Annotated in this window: 21 protein-coding genes; 15 read left to right on the top strand and 6 right to left on the bottom strand. The window is 54.3% G+C overall.

Translation table 11 applies throughout. The features are described 5' to 3' along the window. The first annotated feature begins 4 nt into the window (after positions 1-4). From mlaE to murA, 6 genes are all read left to right on the top strand, one after another. Positions 5-787 carry a lipid asymmetry maintenance ABC transporter permease subunit MlaE gene (mlaE, locus tag IM317_RS02465; RefSeq protein WP_010436044.1) on the top strand — a complete coding sequence of 261 codons (783 nt, stop codon included), beginning with the start codon at positions 5-7 and terminating at the stop codon, positions 785-787. A gap of 4 nt (positions 788-791) precedes the next feature. After that, complete coding sequence (mlaD, locus tag IM317_RS02470; RefSeq protein ID WP_033147081.1) at positions 792-1,340, top strand: outer membrane lipid asymmetry maintenance protein MlaD; 549 nt, start codon at positions 792-794, stop codon at positions 1,338-1,340. A gap of 18 nt (positions 1,341-1,358) precedes the next feature. Next, on the top strand, positions 1,359-1,994 hold the full coding sequence (gene mlaC / locus IM317_RS02475) for a phospholipid-binding protein MlaC (protein ID WP_033146748.1): 636 nt from the start codon (positions 1,359-1,361) through the stop codon (positions 1,992-1,994). Further along, complete coding sequence (gene mlaB / locus IM317_RS02480; protein WP_033146747.1) at positions 1,994-2,287, top strand: lipid asymmetry maintenance protein MlaB; 294 nt, start codon at positions 1,994-1,996, stop codon at positions 2,285-2,287. The genes mlaC and mlaB overlap by 1 nt, the downstream gene beginning before the upstream one ends. Before the next feature lie 126 nt (positions 2,288-2,413). Further along, the gene (gene ibaG / locus IM317_RS02485; RefSeq protein ID WP_008501458.1) at positions 2,414-2,668 is read left to right on the top strand and encodes a BolA family iron metabolism protein IbaG; all 255 of its coding nucleotides are present in this window, start codon (positions 2,414-2,416) and stop codon (positions 2,666-2,668) included. A gap of 50 nt (positions 2,669-2,718) precedes the next feature. Then, the gene (gene murA, locus IM317_RS02490) at positions 2,719-3,978 is read left to right on the top strand and encodes a UDP-N-acetylglucosamine 1-carboxyvinyltransferase (protein ID WP_023309349.1); all 1,260 of its coding nucleotides are present in this window, start codon (positions 2,719-2,721) and stop codon (positions 3,976-3,978) included. A gap of 60 nt (positions 3,979-4,038) precedes the next feature. Here murA and sfsB read toward each other — a convergent pair whose 3' ends face one another. Together sfsB and ispB are read right to left on the bottom strand one after the other, a co-directional pair. Then, the gene (gene sfsB, locus IM317_RS02495) at positions 4,039-4,326 is read right to left on the bottom strand and encodes a DNA-binding transcriptional regulator SfsB (protein ID WP_033146746.1); all 288 of its coding nucleotides are present in this window, start codon (positions 4,324-4,326) and stop codon (positions 4,039-4,041) included. 229 nt (positions 4,327-4,555) lie between these two features. After that, positions 4,556-5,527 carry an octaprenyl diphosphate synthase gene (gene ispB, locus IM317_RS02500; protein ID WP_024906360.1) on the bottom strand — a complete coding sequence of 324 codons (972 nt, stop codon included), beginning with the start codon at positions 5,525-5,527 and terminating at the stop codon, positions 4,556-4,558. Positions 5,528-5,784: 257 nt separating this feature from the next. Here ispB and rplU point away from each other — a divergent pair, with 257 nt between their 5' ends. From rplU to cgtA, 4 genes are all read left to right on the top strand, one after another. Next, entirely contained in the window at positions 5,785-6,096 is a 312-nt protein-coding gene (gene rplU / locus IM317_RS02505; protein WP_003025032.1) for a 50S ribosomal protein L21, read from the top strand. Between the two features lie 19 nt (positions 6,097-6,115). Further along, positions 6,116-6,373 (top strand): 50S ribosomal protein L27, encoded by a 258-nt coding sequence (gene rpmA / locus IM317_RS02510; protein WP_004385076.1) that lies wholly within the window; start codon positions 6,116-6,118, stop codon positions 6,371-6,373. A 96-nt stretch (positions 6,374-6,469) separates the two neighbouring features. Further along, positions 6,470-7,435, top strand: coding sequence for a DMT family transporter (locus IM317_RS02515; protein ID WP_023309346.1), 966 nt, complete (start codon positions 6,470-6,472; stop codon positions 7,433-7,435). 15 nt (positions 7,436-7,450) lie between these two features. After that, positions 7,451-8,626, top strand: a complete 1,176-nt coding sequence (gene cgtA, locus IM317_RS02520) for an Obg family GTPase CgtA (RefSeq protein ID WP_023333597.1) — start codon at positions 7,451-7,453, stop codon at positions 8,624-8,626. Positions 8,627-8,660: 34 nt separating this feature from the next. Here the strand turns inward: cgtA and pmrB are convergent, their stop codons facing one another. From pmrB to dacB, 3 genes are read right to left on the bottom strand one after another with little or no spacing between them, the layout of a single operon-like run. Further along, a complete protein-coding gene (gene pmrB / locus IM317_RS02525; protein ID WP_033146745.1) occupies positions 8,661-9,704 on the bottom strand; it encodes a two-component system sensor histidine kinase PmrB in 1,044 nt (347 codons plus the stop codon). After that, positions 9,701-10,363, bottom strand: a complete 663-nt coding sequence (gene pmrA, locus IM317_RS02530; RefSeq protein ID WP_033146744.1) for a two-component system response regulator PmrA — start codon at positions 10,361-10,363, stop codon at positions 9,701-9,703. The genes pmrB and pmrA overlap by 4 nt, the downstream gene beginning before the upstream one ends. A gap of 2 nt (positions 10,364-10,365) precedes the next feature. Further along, positions 10,366-11,799, bottom strand: a complete 1,434-nt coding sequence (gene dacB, locus IM317_RS02535; RefSeq protein WP_033146743.1) for a serine-type D-Ala-D-Ala carboxypeptidase — start codon at positions 11,797-11,799, stop codon at positions 10,366-10,368. Positions 11,800-12,027: 228 nt separating this feature from the next. On the opposite strand from dacB, the gene greA reads away from it, so the two are divergent. Further along, positions 12,028-12,504, top strand: a complete 477-nt coding sequence (gene greA / locus IM317_RS02540; protein WP_014171793.1) for a transcription elongation factor GreA — start codon at positions 12,028-12,030, stop codon at positions 12,502-12,504. Between the two features lie 151 nt (positions 12,505-12,655). Here the strand turns inward: greA and yhbY are convergent, their stop codons facing one another. Beyond that, the gene (gene yhbY, locus IM317_RS02545; protein WP_003861814.1) at positions 12,656-12,949 is read right to left on the bottom strand and encodes a ribosome assembly RNA-binding protein YhbY; all 294 of its coding nucleotides are present in this window, start codon (positions 12,947-12,949) and stop codon (positions 12,656-12,658) included. Between the two features lie 127 nt (positions 12,950-13,076). On the opposite strand from yhbY, the gene rlmE reads away from it, so the two are divergent. From rlmE to glmM, 4 genes are all read left to right on the top strand, one after another. Next, positions 13,077-13,703: a 23S rRNA (uridine(2552)-2'-O)-methyltransferase RlmE gene (gene rlmE, locus IM317_RS02550; protein ID WP_003861812.1), complete on the top strand. Its 627-nt coding sequence runs from the start codon at positions 13,077-13,079 to the stop codon at positions 13,701-13,703. Between the two features lie 102 nt (positions 13,704-13,805). Continuing rightward, entirely contained in the window at positions 13,806-15,740 is a 1,935-nt protein-coding gene (ftsH, locus tag IM317_RS02555; RefSeq protein ID WP_029739626.1) for an ATP-dependent zinc metalloprotease FtsH, read from the top strand. Positions 15,741-15,838: 98 nt separating this feature from the next. Then, the gene (folP, locus tag IM317_RS02560) at positions 15,839-16,687 is read left to right on the top strand and encodes a dihydropteroate synthase (RefSeq protein WP_033146742.1); all 849 of its coding nucleotides are present in this window, start codon (positions 15,839-15,841) and stop codon (positions 16,685-16,687) included. After that, complete coding sequence (glmM, locus tag IM317_RS02565) at positions 16,680-18,017, top strand: phosphoglucosamine mutase (protein ID WP_023309339.1); 1,338 nt, start codon at positions 16,680-16,682, stop codon at positions 18,015-18,017. The genes folP and glmM overlap by 8 nt, the downstream gene beginning before the upstream one ends. Positions 18,018-18,063: the final 46 nt, after the last annotated feature.

Below are 18,063 nucleotides of genomic sequence, written 5' to 3' on the forward strand. Positions count from 1 at the left end.
ACTCATGCTGTTAAATGCGTTGGCCGCTCTCGGACACCGTGGCATAAAAACCATCAGGACGTTCGGGCGTGCCGGATTGATGTTATTCAACGCGCTGGTCGGCAAGCCGGAATTCCGTAAGCACGCACCGCTGCTGGTGCGGCAGCTTTATAATGTCGGCGTGCTGTCGATGCTCATCATCATTGTCTCCGGTCTGTTTATCGGTATGGTGCTTGGGCTGCAGGGCTATCTGGTTCTGACAACCTACAGTGCGGAAACCAGCCTCGGGATGCTGGTGGCGCTCTCGCTGCTGCGCGAGCTGGGGCCGGTTGTGGCGGCGCTGTTGTTCGCCGGGCGCGCGGGGTCGGCATTAACGGCTGAAATTGGCCTGATGCGTGCGACCGAGCAGCTCTCCAGCATGGAGATGATGGCGGTCGATCCGCTGCGTCGCGTGATCTCGCCGCGTTTCTGGGCTGGGGTGATCTCTTTACCGTTACTGACTATTCTGTTTGTCGCCGTGGGTATCTGGGGCGGTTCGCTGGTTGGTGTGCACTGGAAAGGCATTGATGCCGGTTTCTTCTGGTCCGCGATGCAGGACGCCATCGACCTGCGAATGGATCTGGTTAATTGCCTGATTAAAAGCGTGGTATTTGCCATTACGGTCACCTGGATTGCATTGTTCAATGGTTACGATGCCATCCCGACATCGGCGGGCATTAGCCGCGCAACTACACGTACAGTCGTACATTCGTCGCTGGCCGTACTGGGTCTGGATTTTGTGCTCACCGCACTGATGTTTGGGAATTGAGTTCATGCAAACGAGAAAAAATGAAATTTGGGTCGGTGTATTCCTGCTGCTGGCGCTGCTGGCCGCGCTGTTTATCTGCCTGAGAGCGGCGGATATCACGTCTGTACGCACCGAGCCGACGTATCGCATCTATGCCACCTTCGATAACATCGGCGGGCTGAAGGCGCGTTCACCGGTCCGCATCGGCGGCGTGGTGATCGGACGCGTATCTGACATTACGCTGGATGAGAAAACCTATCTGCCCCGCGTCGCGATGGATATCGAAGAGCGTTACAACCATATCCCGGACACCAGTTCCCTTTCTATCCGTACTTCCGGCCTGCTGGGCGAACAATATCTGGCGCTTAACGTTGGCTTTGAAGATCCCGAGCTGGGAACGACTATCCTTAAAGACGGTAGCGTCATTCAGGATACGAAATCCGCGATGGTTCTGGAGGATATGATTGGTCAGTTCCTTTACAACAGTAAAGGGGATGAGAAAAAATCCGACGCTGCCCCTGCGCAGAGCGAAGATCATACCGACGTCGCACCGACGCCAGGTGCTGCGAATTAATATCAGGAGAAGTCATTCATGTTTAAACGACTGTTAATGGTTGCCATGCTGGTCATCGCCCCTCTCACCGCCGCCCACGCTGCGGATCAGAGTAACCCGTACAAACTGATGGACGAAGCGGCGAAGAAGACCTTCGACCGTCTTAAAAACGAACAGCCTAAAATTCGTGCTAATCCTGATTATCTGCGCGACGTCGTTGACCAGGAACTGCTGCCGTACGTGCAGATTAAATATGCGGGTGCGCTGGTGCTGGGACGTTATTACAAAGACGCGACCCCTGCGCAGCGTGATGCCTACTTTGCCGCGTTCCGTGAATACCTGAAACAGGCTTATGGCCAGGCGCTGGCGATGTACCACGGCCAGACCTATCAGATTGCGCCTGAGCAGCCGCTGGGCGATGCGACCATCGTCCCTATCCGTGTGACGATCATCGATCCTAACGGTCGTCCGCCGGTTCGTCTGGATTTCCAGTGGCGTAAAAACAGCCAGACCGGTCACTGGCAGGCGTATGACATGATTGCCGAAGGGGTAAGCATGATCACCACCAAACAGAACGAATGGAGCGACCTACTGCGCACCAAAGGCATTGATGGCCTGACCGCTCAGCTGCAGTCTATCTCTCGCCAGAAAATTACTCTGGATGAGAAGAAGTAATGTCACAGCAACTCAGCTGGTCGCGTGAAGGCGAGACATTAAAGCTGTCCGGTGAACTGGATCAGGATCTGCTGAACCCACTGTGGGACAAACGCCACGAAGCGATGCAGGGCGTGACGCTTATCGATTTGACAGACGTCACGCGGGTAGATACGGCAGGCGTTGCGCTGCTTGCCCATCTGATTGCCGTGGGGAAAAAGCAGGGGACAAGCGTCAAACTTCACGGCGCGAGCGATAATGTCGTGACTCTTGCGCAGCTCTACAATCTCCCTCAGGACGTACTGCCTCGTTAATATTTTCAGTGCGTTACTTCCGAAAGCCCTGACTGTTTCATCGTCGGGGCTTTTTGCTTGTTTAAGACAACGCCACTTTGCTCTAAGATGTTGGGCTTGTTTTCACTATCAGATGATTAAGAGCCCATGGAAAATCATGAAATCCAGACAGTGCTGATGAATGCACTCTCCCTTCAGGAAGCCCACGTCACTGGCGATGGCAGTCACTTCCAGGTTATTGCTGTGGGTGAGATGTTCGACGGTATGAGCCGCGTGAAGAAACAGCAGGCTGTGTACGCGCCGCTGATGGAATATATTGCGGATAACCGCATCCACGCCCTGTCGATTAAAGCGTTCACCCCGCAAGAGTGGGCACGCGATCGCAAACTAAACGGTTTTTGAGCTGAGGGCGACAGGCCCGCAGCACGGTTGAATTTATAAGAGAGCACACAATGGATAAATTTCGTGTACAGGGGCCAACGCGCCTCCAGGGCGAAGTCACAATTTCTGGCGCAAAAAACGCCGCGCTGCCAATCCTCTTTGCTGCGCTGCTGGCCGAAGAGCCGGTAGAAATTCAGAACGTACCGAAGCTGAAAGATATCGACACCACCATGAAGCTGCTCACCCAGTTGGGCACGAAAGTTGAGCGTAACGGTTCCGTCTGGATTGACGCCAGCAAGGTGAACAACTTCTCAGCCCCTTACGATCTGGTGAAAACCATGCGTGCATCCATCTGGGCGCTTGGCCCGCTGGTGGCGCGTTTTGGTCAGGGTCAGGTCTCTCTGCCGGGCGGTTGCGCCATCGGTGCGCGTCCGGTTGACCTGCACATCTTTGGTCTGGAGAAGCTGGGCGCCGAGATCAAGCTGGAAGAAGGTTACGTTAAAGCGTCCGTTAATGGTCGTCTGAAAGGCGCGCACATCGTCATGGACAAAGTGAGCGTGGGCGCAACGGTCACCATTATGTCTGCGGCGACGCTGGCAGAAGGTACCACCATCATCGAAAACGCCGCGCGCGAACCGGAGATTGTGGATACCGCCAACTTCCTCGTGGCGCTGGGGGCGAAGATTTCCGGTCAGGGTACCGACCGTATCACCATCGAAGGCGTTGAGCGTCTGGGCGGTGGTGTCTATCGCGTTCTGCCGGACCGTATCGAAACCGGTACCTTCCTGGTCGCTGCGGCGATTTCTGGCGGGAAGATTGTTTGTCGCAACGCGCAGCCAGATACCCTGGATGCGGTGCTGGCGAAACTGCGCGATGCGGGTGCGGATATCGAAATCGGTGAAGACTGGATCAGCCTCGATATGCACGGCCAGCGTCCAAAAGCGGTCAATGTGCGTACGGCACCGCATCCGGCGTTCCCTACGGACATGCAGGCGCAGTTCACCCTGTTGAACCTGGTTGCCGAAGGCACTGGCTTCATCACAGAAACCATTTTCGAGAACCGCTTTATGCACGTACCGGAGCTGATCCGTATGGGCGCGCATGCTGAGATCGAAAGTAATACCGTGATCTGCCACGGCGTTGAGAAACTGTCAGGTGCTCAGGTGATGGCAACCGATCTGCGTGCGTCTGCAAGCCTGGTGCTGGCGGGTTGTATCGCGGAAGGCACAACGATCGTGGATCGTATCTATCACATCGATCGTGGTTATGAACGTATCGAAGATAAACTGCGCGCGCTGGGTGCCAACATCGAGCGTGTGAAGGGCGAGTAATCGTTCCGGCAGCCCCCTGCCAGCAATGACCGGGGGGTTGCTGTTCCTGTCAAAAATGCGTTATTCCTGCGGTTCTGTTTTTACCTTTCTCTGGCGAATCATGCGCGATCTGTCGATAAATTCATGGGTGATGGGATCGTGGTAGCGCGAAGGCCAAATTATCCACGGATGCGTATCCAGCGCCGTCGCGATAATTAATTCTCCCTTGGGCCAGGGGCGGGTGAGGGCGTTTGCCAGAGTGGAAGAACTCAGTCCATGGCGGCGGGACTCTGCTGCCAGTGAAGTGCCTCTTTTGCGCAGTGCGGCAATAATATCAGCCGTGTGCCAGTCGATAAATTTCGTATCCATAACGCCGTCCTTAAGTTCGGATTCACCTACGCCGTTTCTTCTGAAACGACGCGGTTACTATACCCATTTCAACTTCTTGTTCTAAAAAGTTCGCGTTACTTGAAGGGATATTCAGAATAAGACACGGCTTTATTCATGCGGTCTCTAAACCGATGAATTTACATGAACACGGAATTTACAGGTGTGTACTGGAATCTCCCCGCTATCGCTGCGGGGAGAAACAAGAGGATTAACGGTCGCGCTGAACGGCGATGTGGGCAAGACCAATCAGTGCCTCGCGCCACGGGCTGTCTGGAATGACCTGAAGCGCTTCGATGGCTTTGTCGGCTTCTTCTTCCGCGCGCTGACGTGTCCATTCCAGCGATCCGCAGATAGCCATAGTTTCCAGTACAGGTTCCAGAAGATGGCGGCCATTTCCCTGCTCAATCGCTTCACGGATCATTTTCGCCTGGTCGGCTGTTCCGTTGCGCATAGCATGAAGCAGCGGCAGGGTGGGTTTACCTTCGTTCAGGTCATCGCCCACGTTTTTACCGAGCGTCTCGCCGTCCGCACTGTAGTCCAGCAAATCATCAATCAGCTGGAAGGCCGTACCCAGATAGCGTCCATAGTCCTGCAGGCCTTTTTCCTGTGCTTCGGTACAGTCGGCCAGAATGCCGGAACACTGGGCAGCCGCTTCAAACAGGCGCGCCGTTTTGCTGTAGATGACGCGCATGTAGTTTTCTTCGGTGATATCAGGGTCGTTGACGTTCATCAGCTGCAGCACTTCGCCTTCAGCAATGACGTTTACGGCTTCGGACATCACTTCCAGCACTTTCAGGGAGCCCAGGCTGGTCATCATCTGGAAGGCGCGGGTATAGATAAAATCCCCCACCAGGACGCTGGCTGCGTTTCCGAAAGCGGCGTTTGCCGTGGCTTTGCCACGACGCATATCCGATTCATCCACAACATCGTCATGCAGAAGCGTCGCCGTGTGAATAAATTCGATGAGCGCTGCGATAGTGATGTGAGCATTTCCCTGATAGCCAACGGCTCTGGCAGCCAGAATGGCAATCATCGGACGAATGCGTTTACCGCCGCCGCTGACGATGTAATAGCCCAACTGATTGATCAGCTGAACGTCAGAGTTGAGTTGCTCCAGGATTGCTGCATTCACACCCGCCATATCTTGCGCGGTTAACTCGTTGATTTTTTCTAAATTCATCGCAAAAGCCGGGCTTTTTATCCTGTTGATCCCATCTTCAATGGGGTAACGAAGGGTTTCGGTTTATCAATAGTAGTGCTGATTGTACTGAAAAAACGGCACAGATAAACGTTACCGTACGTGTTGTGTTTTTTTTCTTCATGTATTGACGGTAGCACTTGTCAAAGGCTCGCGTTTTGCGTAATATTCGCGCCCTATTGTGAATATTTATAGCGCACTCTGATTCATACGAGGACGTGCGCGGAAGCGGAGTTTATATGTACGCGGTTTTCCAAAGTGGTGGTAAACAACACCGAGTAAGCGAAGGTCAGACCGTTCGCCTGGAAAAGCTGGACATCGCAACTGGCGAATCTGTTGAGTTCGCAGAAGTTCTGATGATCGCAAACGGTGAAGAAGTCAAAATCGGCGTTCCTTTCGTTGATGGCGGCGTTATCAAAGCTGAAGTTGTTGCACACGGTCGTGGCGAGAAAGTTAAAATCGTTAAGTTTCGTCGTCGTAAGCACTACCGTAAGCAGCAGGGCCACCGTCAGTGGTTCACTGATGTGAAAATTACTGGCATCAGCGCCTAAGACCTGAGGAGAGATTTAAATGGCACATAAAAAGGCTGGCGGCTCCACACGTAACGGTCGCGATTCAGAAGCTAAACGCCTTGGCGTTAAGCGTTTCGGTGGCGAATCCGTTCTGGCGGGTAGCATCATCGTTCGTCAACGTGGTACCAAATTCCACGCTGGCAACAACGTAGGTTGCGGTCGTGACCACACTCTGTTTGCTAAAGCAGACGGTAAAGTGAAATTTGAAGTTAAAGGCCCGAACAACCGTAAATACATCAGCATCGTTGCTGAGTAAGGTTTTCTCGGTCCGGTAACGGATTAAAGCCCCGCAACCTGTTGCGGGGCTTTTTACATTGGAAACCCGGTAATTTTTTCTGTAGGGAAAACGGGCATGAAGCAGCAGGCCGGCATTGGTATTCTTTTGGCGCTCACTACCGCAATGTGCTGGGGTGCGCTGCCAATTGCAATGAAGCAGGTACTGGAAGTGATGGAGCCGCCTACGGTGGTCTTTTATCGCTTTCTGATGGCAAGCATCGGCCTCGGGGCCATTCTGGCTATCAAAGGTAAGCTTCCACCCTTGCGGCTCTTCCGCAAACCGCGCTGGCTGGTATTGCTGGCTATCGCGACGGGCGGTCTGTTCGGTAACTTCATCCTGTTCAGCTCTTCCCTGCAATATCTCAGCCCCACGGCGTCGCAGGTGATAGGTCAGCTTTCACCGGTGGGCATGATGGTCGCCAGCGTCTTTATCCTCAAGGAAAAGATGCGCGGTACGCAGATTATCGGGGCGAGCATGCTGCTGTGCGGTCTGGTGATGTTCTTCAACACCAGTCTGATTGAGATTTTCACCCGCCTGACGGATTACACATGGGGTGTAATTTTCGGCGTGGGGGCAGCAACGGTTTGGGTGAGCTATGGCGTCGCACAAAAGGTGTTATTGCGTCGTCTTGCCTCACAGCAGATCCTCTTTTTATTGTACACTTTGTGTACAATAGCATTGCTGCCATTAGCAAAGCCGGGTGTGATTTCCCAGCTTAGCGACTGGCAACTGGCGTGCCTCATTTTTTGTGGGCTGAACACGCTGGTCGGTTATGGCGCGCTGGCCGAAGCGATGGCGCGCTGGCAGGCGGCACAGGTGAGCGCGTTAATTACGCTTACTCCGCTGTTTACGCTGTTATTTTCAGATTTGTTATCAATGGCCTGGCCCGATGTCTTCGTCAGACCGATGCTCAACCTGTTGGGTTATCTCGGTGCGTTTGTCGTGGTTGCGGGCGCGATGTATTCCGCCATTGGTCATCGTCTTTGGGGACGTTGGCGCAAAAATGAAGCGGTTGTAGTAGTCCCCCGCTCAGGCGAATGAGTTACGGAGAGTAAAATGAAGTTTGTTGATGAAGCGACGATCCTGGTCGTGGCTGGTGATGGCGGCAATGGTTGCGTGAGCTTCCGCCGTGAAAAGTATATCCCACGTGGCGGTCCTGACGGCGGCGACGGCGGGGATGGTGGTGACGTGTGGCTGGAGGCGGATGAGAACCTCAACACGCTGATCGACTACCGTTTCGAAAAATCCTTCCGCGCTGAACGTGGCCAGAACGGCCAGAGCCGTGACTGTACCGGGAAACGCGGTAAAGACGTCACCATTAAGGTTCCGGTCGGTACGCGTGTGATTGACCAGGGGACCGGTGAAACCATGGGTGACATGACCAAACACGGTCAGCGCCTGATGGTGGCGAAAGGCGGCTGGCACGGTCTGGGTAACAGCCGTTTCAAATCCTCCGTTAACCGTACTCCGCGTCAGAAAACGATGGGTACGCCGGGCGATAAGCGCGATCTGCAGCTGGAGCTGATGCTTCTGGCAGACGTGGGCATGCTGGGTATGCCAAACGCCGGTAAATCGACGTTCATTCGCGCCGTTTCTGCGGCGAAACCAAAAGTGGCGGACTATCCGTTTACCACGCTGGTACCAAGCCTGGGCGTTGTCCGTATGGATAACGAGAAGAGCTTTGTGGTTGCCGATATTCCAGGTCTGATTGAAGGCGCTGCGGAAGGCGCGGGTCTGGGTATTCGCTTCCTGAAACACCTTGAGCGTTGCCGCGTGCTGCTGCACCTTATCGATATCGATCCTATCGACGGTTCCGATCCGGTAGAAAACGCCCGCATCATCATCGGTGAGCTGGAAAAATACAGCGAAAAACTGGCGAATAAACCACGCTGGCTGGTCTTCAACAAGATCGACCTGATGGACAAAGCTGAAGCGGAAGCGAAAGCTAAAGCGATTGCTGAAGCGATGGGCTGGGAAGATAAATACTACCTGATCTCTGCGGCAAGCCAGGTTGGCGTGAAAGATCTGTGCTGGGATGTGATGACCTTCATCATTGAGAACCCAATTGTTCAGGCGGAAGAAGCGAAACAGCCTGAAAAAGTCGAATTCATGTGGGATGACTACCACCGCCAGCAGCTTGAAGAGCTGGAAGCGGAAGAGGATGATGAAGACTGGGACGATGACTGGGATGAAGACGACGAAGAAGGCGTCGAGTTCATCTACAAGCACTAATATCTGTCGAGAGCCCCCATTATGGGGGCTTTTTTTATTCCAGCGTTGCGGGTAGCCAGCAGCTGGCGATCAAACCACCTTCAGCGCCATTCTCAAGCGTCAACCTGCCGTGGTGGAGCTGCACGATGCGCTGCACGATACTCAGCCCCAGACCGCTGCCACCGTAGCGCTGGTCAAGACGGCGGAATGGCTCGGTAATTGACTGTCGGTGCGCGTCATCAATACCGGGCCCCTGATCGATCACGCCGATCTGCGTCCCCCCGTCGACCCCGGTTAATGTCACTGTAATCGTTGTCCCTGCCGGGCTGTAGCGCCCGGCATTCTCCAGCAGGTTGCGCAGCATCAGACGCAGGAGCACGGCGTCTCCCTGAACCGTGAGCGCGCTTTTAGCGGGCCAAATCACCGTATGCTCTTTGGCTTCATGGCCCAGACCGAGAGGTTCAATGATATTTTCCGTCCAGCTCACGGTTTCGTAGTGGCCGCTGGCCATTGCCTGTCCGGCACGGGCCAGCATCAGCAGTTGCTCAACGGTATGCATGAGCTGATCGATACGGCTAATTAACGTCGCGGCCTGTGATGCGCCTGACTGCGCCATAAGCTCCAGATGGAGCCGGATACCAGCAAGGGGCGTTCGAAGCTCGTGCGCGGCGTCAGCGGTGAAGAGACGCTCCTGCTGAATGGTATTGTCCAGCCGGGCGAGCAGCTGGTTCAGGGAGGTTGTCACCGCGCCGATTTCTTCCATGTCGGAATACATAGGAAGCGGAGTTAAGTTATCTGCCGAACGGTTAGCCAGGCTGTCACGCAGTTTATTCAGCGGTCGGGTTATCCAGGTGACTGCCCAGAAAGAGAAAAACAGCGTAAAGCCTACCATCACCAGAGAAGGGACGAGAAGGGAAGCAATCGCCTCGCGGATCTCTTTTTCGACATGGTTATTACGGGCTTTTGCCGACAGCGTTTCATTCACCAGAAAACCGATCTGCTCGCGGCTTTCATGCCATAGCCAGATGACGCTTATCAGCTGGAAAAATAAGAGAATGACCGCCAGCAGCACCATTAAACGCCGACGCATGCTGTTCATTTCTGGCTCTCAAGGCGATAGCCAACGCCACGGACGGTTTTGATTCTGTCCTTGCCGAGCTTGCGACGCAGGTTGTGAATGTGAACTTCAAGGGTATTTGACCCCGGATCGTCCTGCCAGGAGTAGATATCCTGCTGGAGCGTCTCTCTGTGCACCGTTTGCCCGCTGCGCATGATCAGACGCGTAAGCAGGGCGAACTCTTTTGGCGTCACCTCTACCGCCTGGTCCCGGCGCAGTACCTGCTGGGTTTGCAGATTCAGCGTAATATCGCCGTCGGTGAGTAAGTTATCGCTATGGCCCTGATAGCGGCGAATCAACGCCCGCACTCGCGCCTGCAGCTCCGCAAGCGCAAAAGGCTTCACCAGGTAATCATCTGCGCCTGCATCGAGGCCGGTGATGCGATCTTCAATGGCATCGCGCGCCGTCAGGATCAACACCGGGTTGGCGATACCGCGGCGTCGCCACTGGCTGAGCAGCGTGGCCCCATCTTTATCAGGCAAGCCCAAATCGAGGATCACCAGACTGTATTCGCCGCTCTGGATCAGGGCGTCCGCCTCCGCTGCGGTGCCAGCACAGTCGAGGGCATACCCTTCATTGGCCAGCCCCAGCGCCAGCCCTTCCTGCAATAACAGATCGTCTTCAACTATGAGTAGTTTCATCGCTAGTTATTCTGGTAGATGTCCTTATAAAGCCTGCTTTCGAAGCGAACAAGCGGAATACGGCGATTGCGCTGGTCGGTCGGTTCGACGGCATAGCCGGAAAGATACTGCACGAATGCCATGCGTTGTCCGCTGGCGGTAGTGATGAAGCCTGCAAGGTTGTAAACCCCCTGCAGCGAGCCTGTCTTAGCGGATACTTTGCCATCCACGCCGGCAGCGTGAAGCCCGGCACGGTACTGCAGCGAACCGTCATGCCCGGCCAGCGGCAGCATTGAAATAAAGTTTAGCTCAGTGTCATGCTGTGCAATGTACTGAAGCACCTGCATCATCGTGGCCGGAGAGATCAAATTATGACGCGATAATCCGGAGCCATCGACCGCGATGGTATTACCCAGCTCGATCCCGGCCTGCTGGCGCAGGATCTGACGAACGGCGTCTGAACCCGCGCGCCAGGTTCCCGGCACGCCGAAACGCGCGTGGCCAATCATGCGGAACACGGTGTCGGCAATCATGTTGTCCGACTTTTTCAGCATGATTCGCAGTAAATCGTGCAGCGGAGGAGACTGTTTGCTGGCGATAACCGTGCCGGGCTGGTTGACCTGCGTCTGGCGAAGCAGCGTGCCGGTGTAGGTTATGCCCGCTTGTTTCAGCTCATCTTTCAGAATGGCACCCGCGTAGCTTGCTCCATCCTGTATCGCAAAGGCCAGCGGCAGCGGATCGGCGCGCTGCGTCAGGCAGCCGGTAAGCGTGAAGCGGTTAAGATCGCCCGGCACGACGTCCAGCTCACAATATTGCGCATCCGGGGAGCCTTTCGCCAGCGTGCGGACCTGGCTAAACATTGTGACCGGGTAGTAGGACGCTATGCGGATAAACGCTAAATCATCTGGCTTTGGCGCGCTGTAAAGCGAAACCGAGAAGCAGTTACGGTCAACAATCGCGGCGGCGGGCGGGGCGCTAAAACATTGGGTCATGTCGTTCCACGGCCAGCCTGGGGCTTTATCGTGGCTGGCAAAGATGGACGTGTCGATCAGTACATTGCCATCAATTTTCTGCACGCCAGATTTTTTCAGTACCGCAACCATATTGCGGATATCCTGGCGCTTAAAGGTCGGATCGCCGCCAAAACGGGCGATAAGATCGCCTTTCAGTGCGCCACCCTCGACGTTACCTTTGGTCTCGAGTGTGGTCGTAAAACGGAAGTCAGGCCCGAGCTGGAGCAGGGCGGCGAGGGCAGTGATCACCTTTTGGGTACTGGCAGGCAGCGCCATCTGTTGACTGTGATAGTCAATCTCGGGAGCCTGTGCGCCAACCTTCTGCACCATCAGGGCAAGGTTCGCGCCTGCGGGGAGCTGATTAATGTACTCATCAACATTCGCGGCCTGGGCGGTGAACGTTATACTGGTAGTCAATCCGATGATAAATCTGGAAAATCGCATAATCTCGCGCTAACAACCCGAAAACAAACCGTCATACTACGGTGCATGGCACTGCAAAGTAAACGATGACCCATAGTGAACTTCGCGGTAAAATGCATATCAAATTGAAAAATTGCTGCTGACCTGGGGCATTGCTCCCGGGTCGGTTTTCTTTTTGCTTCTTGCCCGCTTAGGGGGGCAGGAGCAGGGAACACTGCTCCCAACAGGAATGTTTAAGAGGTATAACAAATGCAAGCTATTCCGATGACCTTACGTGGTGCCGAAAAACTGCGCGAAGAGCTGGATTTCCTGAAATCCGTGCGTCGTCCTGAAATCATCGCCGCTATCGCGGATGCGCGCGAGCATGGCGACCTGAAAGAGAACGCTGAATACCACGCCGCGCGTGAGCAGCAGGGCTTCTGCGAAGGGCGTATTAAAGATATCGAAGCAAAACTGTCCAATGCACAGGTTATCGATATCACCAAAATGCCTAACAACGGGCGTGTGATCTTTGGTTCTACCGTTACCGTCCTGAACCTGGACAACGACGAAGAGCAGACCTATCGCATCGTGGGTGATGATGAAGCAGACTTCAAACAGAACCTGATTTCAGTGAACTCCCCGATTGCTCGCGGCCTGATTGGCAAAGAGCAGGACGATGTTGTCACCATTCGCACCCCTGGCGGTGAAGTGGAATACGAAATTATTAAGGTTGAATACCTGTAATTCGCTTCTCTACTAAGATGTTGATACATTGTAAAGAAAAGAAAAAGGCCGCATAGCGGCCTTTTATCAACTCAAGGAGCATGGCATTTTGCTCGCCTGCTGACAGAAATCCCTCGTTTCACACAGAAAATGTGTTTGATTCAGGATATCCTTAGCGTGGCAGCGAGATTTTACGCTCTTTAGATGGGCGGTAGAGCACCAGCGTTTTACCGATGACCTGTACATTACAGGCGCCGGTTTCGCGCACGATGGCTTCCACGATCAGGTTTTTAGTGTCTCTGTCTTCAGAGGCGATTTTCACCTTGATCAGCTCGTGGTGTTCCAGCGCTTGTTCAATCTCGGCAAGCACCCCTTCGGTCAAACCATTGTTGCCAAGCATGACTACAGGCTTGAGCGGATGTGCCAGACCTTTAAGGTGCTGTTTTTGTTTAGTACTCAGATTCATCGTATATTTTTGCTTACGTTGGGATTGAAAACGGTTCATTCTACCGCCATCTCCCTTATATCGCCAAATAGCTGCGTAGAAATTTACGTCACAGGCAGGTAACGATGAACCAGGACGGAAATGTTAAATGACAGGTAAAAAGCGTTCTGCCAGCTCCAGCCGCTGGCTTCAGGAACACTTTAGCGATAAATATGTTCAACAGGCACAGAAAAAGGGGTTGCGTTCCCGTGCCTGGTTTAAACTTGATGAAATACAGCAAAGTGACAAACTTTTTAAGCCGGGGATGACGGTTGTTGACCTCGGTGCGGCACCCGGCGGATGGTCCCAGTATGCGGTAACGCAGATCGGCGGAACGGGCCGAATCATCGCGTGCGATCTTTTACCAATGGATCCCATCGTCGGTGTCGACTTCCTTCAGGGCGACTTTCGTGATGAATTAGTGCTGAAAGCGTTACTTGATCGTGTAGGTGACAGTAAGGTCCAGGTTGTCATGTCTGATATGGCACCAAATATGTGCGGAACACCGGCTGTGGATATCCCCCGCGCCATGTATCTGGTGGAGCTAGCGTTAGAAATGTGTCGTGATGTACTAGCGCCTGGTGGTAGTTTTGTTGTGAAGGTGTTTCAGGGCGAAGGTTTCGAGGAGTATCTTAAGGAAATTCGCTCCCTGTTTGCGAAGGTTAAAGTTCGTAAGCCGGACTCTTCCCGGGCCCGTTCCCGAGAAGTGTATATTGTAGCGACCGGGCGAAAATGATAACCGGTAGATTTCAGGCGAAAGTTTGAATGAAACTGGATATAGAGTATCCTGACGCTGTTTTTAACACAGTTGTAATATGAGGTTAATCCCTTGAGTGACATGGCGAAAAACCTAATACTCTGGCTGGTCATTGCCGTTGTGCTGATGTCAGTATTCCAGAGCTTTGGGCCCAGCGAGTCGAATGGCCGCAAGGTGGATTATTCTACCTTCCTGCAGGAGGTCAATCAGGACCAGGTTCGCGAAGCGCGTATCAACGGACGTGAGATCAACGTTACCAAGAAAGATAGTAACCGTTACACGACTTACATCCCGGTGAACGATCCTAAGCTGCTTGATAACCTTCTGACCAAAAACGTCAAGGTGGTAGGTGAGCCGCCAGAAGAACCAAGCCTGCTGGCTTCTATCTTCATTTCCTGGTTCCCGATGCTGCTTCTTATCGGCGTCTGGATCTTCTTTATGCGCCAGATGCAGGGCGGCGGTGGCAAAGGTGCCATGTCGTTCGGTAAGAGCAAGGCGCGTATGCTGACGGAAGACCAGATCAAGACCACCTTCGCTGACGTCGCCGGTTGTGACGAAGCGAAAGAAGAGGTGGGTGAACTGGTTGAATACCTGCGTGAACCGAGCCGTTTCCAGAAGCTGGGCGGTAAGATCCCGAAAGGCGTGCTGATGGTTGGCCCTCCGGGTACCGGTAAAACCCTGCTGGCGAAAGCCATCGCAGGTGAAGCGAAGGTGCCGTTCTTTACTATTTCAGGTTCTGACTTCGTCGAAATGTTCGTGGGTGTCGGCGCATCTCGTGTGCGTGACATGTTCGAGCAGGCCAAGAAGGCAGCACCGTGCATTATCTTCATCGATGAAATCGACGCCGTAGGCCGCCAGCGTGGCGCGGGCCTGGGCGGTGGTCATGATGAACGTGAACAGACGCTGAACCAGATGCTGGTTGAGATGGACGGCTTCGAAGGTAACGAAGGTATCATCGTTATCGCGGCGACTAACCGTCCGGACGTACTTGACCCCGCGCTGCTGCGTCCAGGCCGTTTCGACCGTCAGGTTGTTGTGGGTCTGCCGGACGTTCGCGGTCGTGAACAGATTCTGAAAGTTCACATGCGTCGCGTACCGCTGGCGCCAGATATCGACGCGGCAATCATTGCGCGCGGTACCCCTGGCTTCTCCGGTGCGGACCTGGCGAACCTGGTCAACGAAGCAGCTCTGTTTGCCGCTCGCGGTAACAAGCGCGTCGTATCGATGGTGGAGTTTGAGAAAGCGAAAGACAAAATCATGATGGGTGCGGAACGTCGCTCCATGGTGATGACGGAAGCGCAGAAAGAGTCCACGGCATACCACGAAGCGGGTCACGCGATTATTGGTCGCCTGGTGCCGGAACACGATCCGGTGCATAAAGTGACGATTATTCCGCGCGGTCGTGCGCTGGGTGTGACTTTCTTCCTGCCTGAAGGCGACGCGATCAGCGCCAGCCGTCAGAAGCTGGAAAGCCAGATTTCGACCCTGTACGGCGGTCGACTGGCAGAAGAGATTATCTACGGTGTGGAACATGTTTCTACCGGTGCGTCCAACGACATTAAAGTTGCGACAAACCTGGCGCGTAACATGGTGACGCAGTGGGGCTTCTCCGACAAACTCGGTCCGCTGCTGTATGCAGAGGAAGAGGGTGAAGTATTCCTCGGCCGTTCTGTGGCTAAAGCGAAACATATGTCCGATGAGACGGCTCGTATCATCGACCAGGAAGTAAAATCTCTGGTAGAGCGTAACTACGCACGTGCACGCCAGATCCTGACCGACAATATGGACATCCTGCATTCGATGAAAGATGCGCTCATGAAATATGAGACCATCGATGCACCGCAGATTGACGACCTGATGGCGCGCCGTGAAGTGCGTCCGCCAGCGGGCTGGGAAGACCCAGGCGCTTCCAATAATTCTGACAACAATGGCACCCCGCGTGCGCCGCGTCCGGTTGATGAACCGCGTACGCCAAACCCGGGCAACACCATGTCAGAACAGTTGGGCGATAAGTAAGTCACTGCTGTTGAAGCGTTTGTCTGTACCTCAAACCCTGGAGCTTGCTCCGGGGTTTTTCATTTCTGTTTAACGATATAGATACCAGGGATTTCGCCATGAAATTATTCGCTCAGGACTCGCATCTCGATCTTTCACATCCCCATGTGATGGGGATCCTGAATGTTACCCCTGACTCCTTCTCTGACGGCGGCACGCATAACACGCTTATCGAGGCGGTTAAACACGCGAATCTAATGATTAATGCGGGTGCCACCATTATTGACGTGGGCGGCGAATCGACGCGTCCTGGTGCGGCTGAGGTGTCTGTGGAAGAAGAGCTGGCGCGCGTGGTGCCGGTGGTTGAAGCTATCGCGCAGCGGTTTGAAGTATGGATCTCCGTTGATACCTCTAAACCCGAAGTGATTCGTGAAGTGGCGAGAGTGGGCGCTCACATTATCAATGATATTCGCTCGCTCACTGAGCCCGGCGCACTTGAAGCTGCGGCAGAGACCGGGTTACCGGTATGCCTGATGCACATGCAGGGCCAACCGAAAACCATGCAGGAAGCACCGAAGTATGATGATGTCTTTGCCGACGTGAATCGCTTCTTTATTGAACATATTGCGCGCTGCGAACGTGCAGGTATCCCAAAAGAGAAATTGTTGCTCGACCCGGGGTTCGGTTTCGGTAAAAATCTCTCCCACAATTATGCGTTGCTCGCGCGCTTATCGGAATTCCATCACTTTGACCTGCCGCTGCTGGTGGGGATGTCGAGAAAGTCGATGATTGGGCAGTTGCTGAACGTGGGGCCGAGCGAACGCCTGAGCGGCAGCCTGTCCTGCGCGGTGATTGCGGCGATGCAGGGCGCGCACATTATTCGTGTCCATGACGTCAAAGAAACAGTAGAAGCCATGCGTGTGGTGGAAGCCACACTGGCAGCGAAGGAAAACAAACGCTATGAGTAATCGTAAGTATTTTGGCACCGATGGTATCCGTGGGCGTGTAGGCGATGCTCCCATCACCCCTGATTTTGTCCTGAAGCTCGGCTGGGCTGCTGGCAAAGTGCTGGCGCGTCATGGTTCCCGTAAGATCATTATCGGTAAAGACACCCGTATTTCCGGCTATATGCTGGAGTCCGCGTTGGAGGCGGGTCTGGCGGCGGCTGGACTGTCCGCTTCCTTTACGGGCCCAATGCCAACGCCTGCTGTCGCGTATCTGACGCGCACTTTCCGTGCGGAAGCGGGGATTGTCATCTCAGCTTCTCACAACCCGTTCTACGACAACGGCATTAAATTCTTCTCCATTGACGGCACCAAGCTCCCGGATGACGTGGAAGAAGCAATTGAAGCCGAAATGGAAAAAGAGATCACCTGTGTAGATTCCGCAGAGCTGGGTAAAGCGAACCGTATCGTTGATGCGGCGGGCCGTTATATCGAATTCTGTAAAGGCACCTTCCCGAATGAGCTAAGTCTTGCTCACCTCAAAATTGTTGTGGACTGTGCTAATGGCGCGACCTATCACATCGCCCCGAATGTCTTCCGCGAACTGGGTGCAAAAGTCATCACCATTGGCTGCGAGCCGGATGGTCTGAACATTAACGAGCAGGTGGGGGCAACTGATGTTCGTGCCCTGCAGGCGCGTGTTCTGGCAGAGAAAGCCGACCTGGGCATTGCGCTGGACGGCGACGGTGACCGCGTGATCATGGTCGACCACGAAGGTAACAAGGTCGACGGCGATCAGATCCTCTACATCATTGCCCGTGAGGGCCTGCGTCAGGGCCAGCTGCGCGGCGGTGCGGTGGGCACGCTGATGAGTAACATGGGCCTGGAACTGGCGCTGAAACAGCTCGGTATTCCGTTTGTCCGCGCGAAAGTGGGTGACCGCTATGTGCTGGAAAAACTGCAGGAGAAGGGCTGGCGCATCGGTGCAGAAAACTCGGGTCACGTGATCCTGCTCGACAAAACTACTACCGGTGACGGTATCGTGGCCGCGCTGCAGGTGGTTGCCGCGATGGCGCGCAACCATATGAGCCTGCACGATCTGTGCAGCGGGATGAAAATGTTCCCACAGATCCTGGTAAACGTACGCTTCACTGCCGGTAAAGGCGATCCGCTGGAAAACGAGAACGTCAAAGCGGTGATGGCTGACGTTGAAGCGGCCCTGGGCAATCGTGGACGCGTGCTGTTGCGTAAGTCCGGTACTGAACCGCTGATCCGCGTGATGGTGGAAGGTGAAGACGAAGCGCAGGTAACCGAATTTGCACACCGTATTGCGGACGCTGTGAAAGCTGCATAATCGTGCACGCTAAATGTATAAAAAGGCGGCTTTTGTCGCCTTTGTT

This window comes from Enterobacter cloacae complex sp. S3, from assembly GCF_014930495.1.
Lineage (GTDB): Bacteria > Pseudomonadota > Gammaproteobacteria > Enterobacterales > Enterobacteriaceae > Enterobacter > Enterobacter asburiae_B.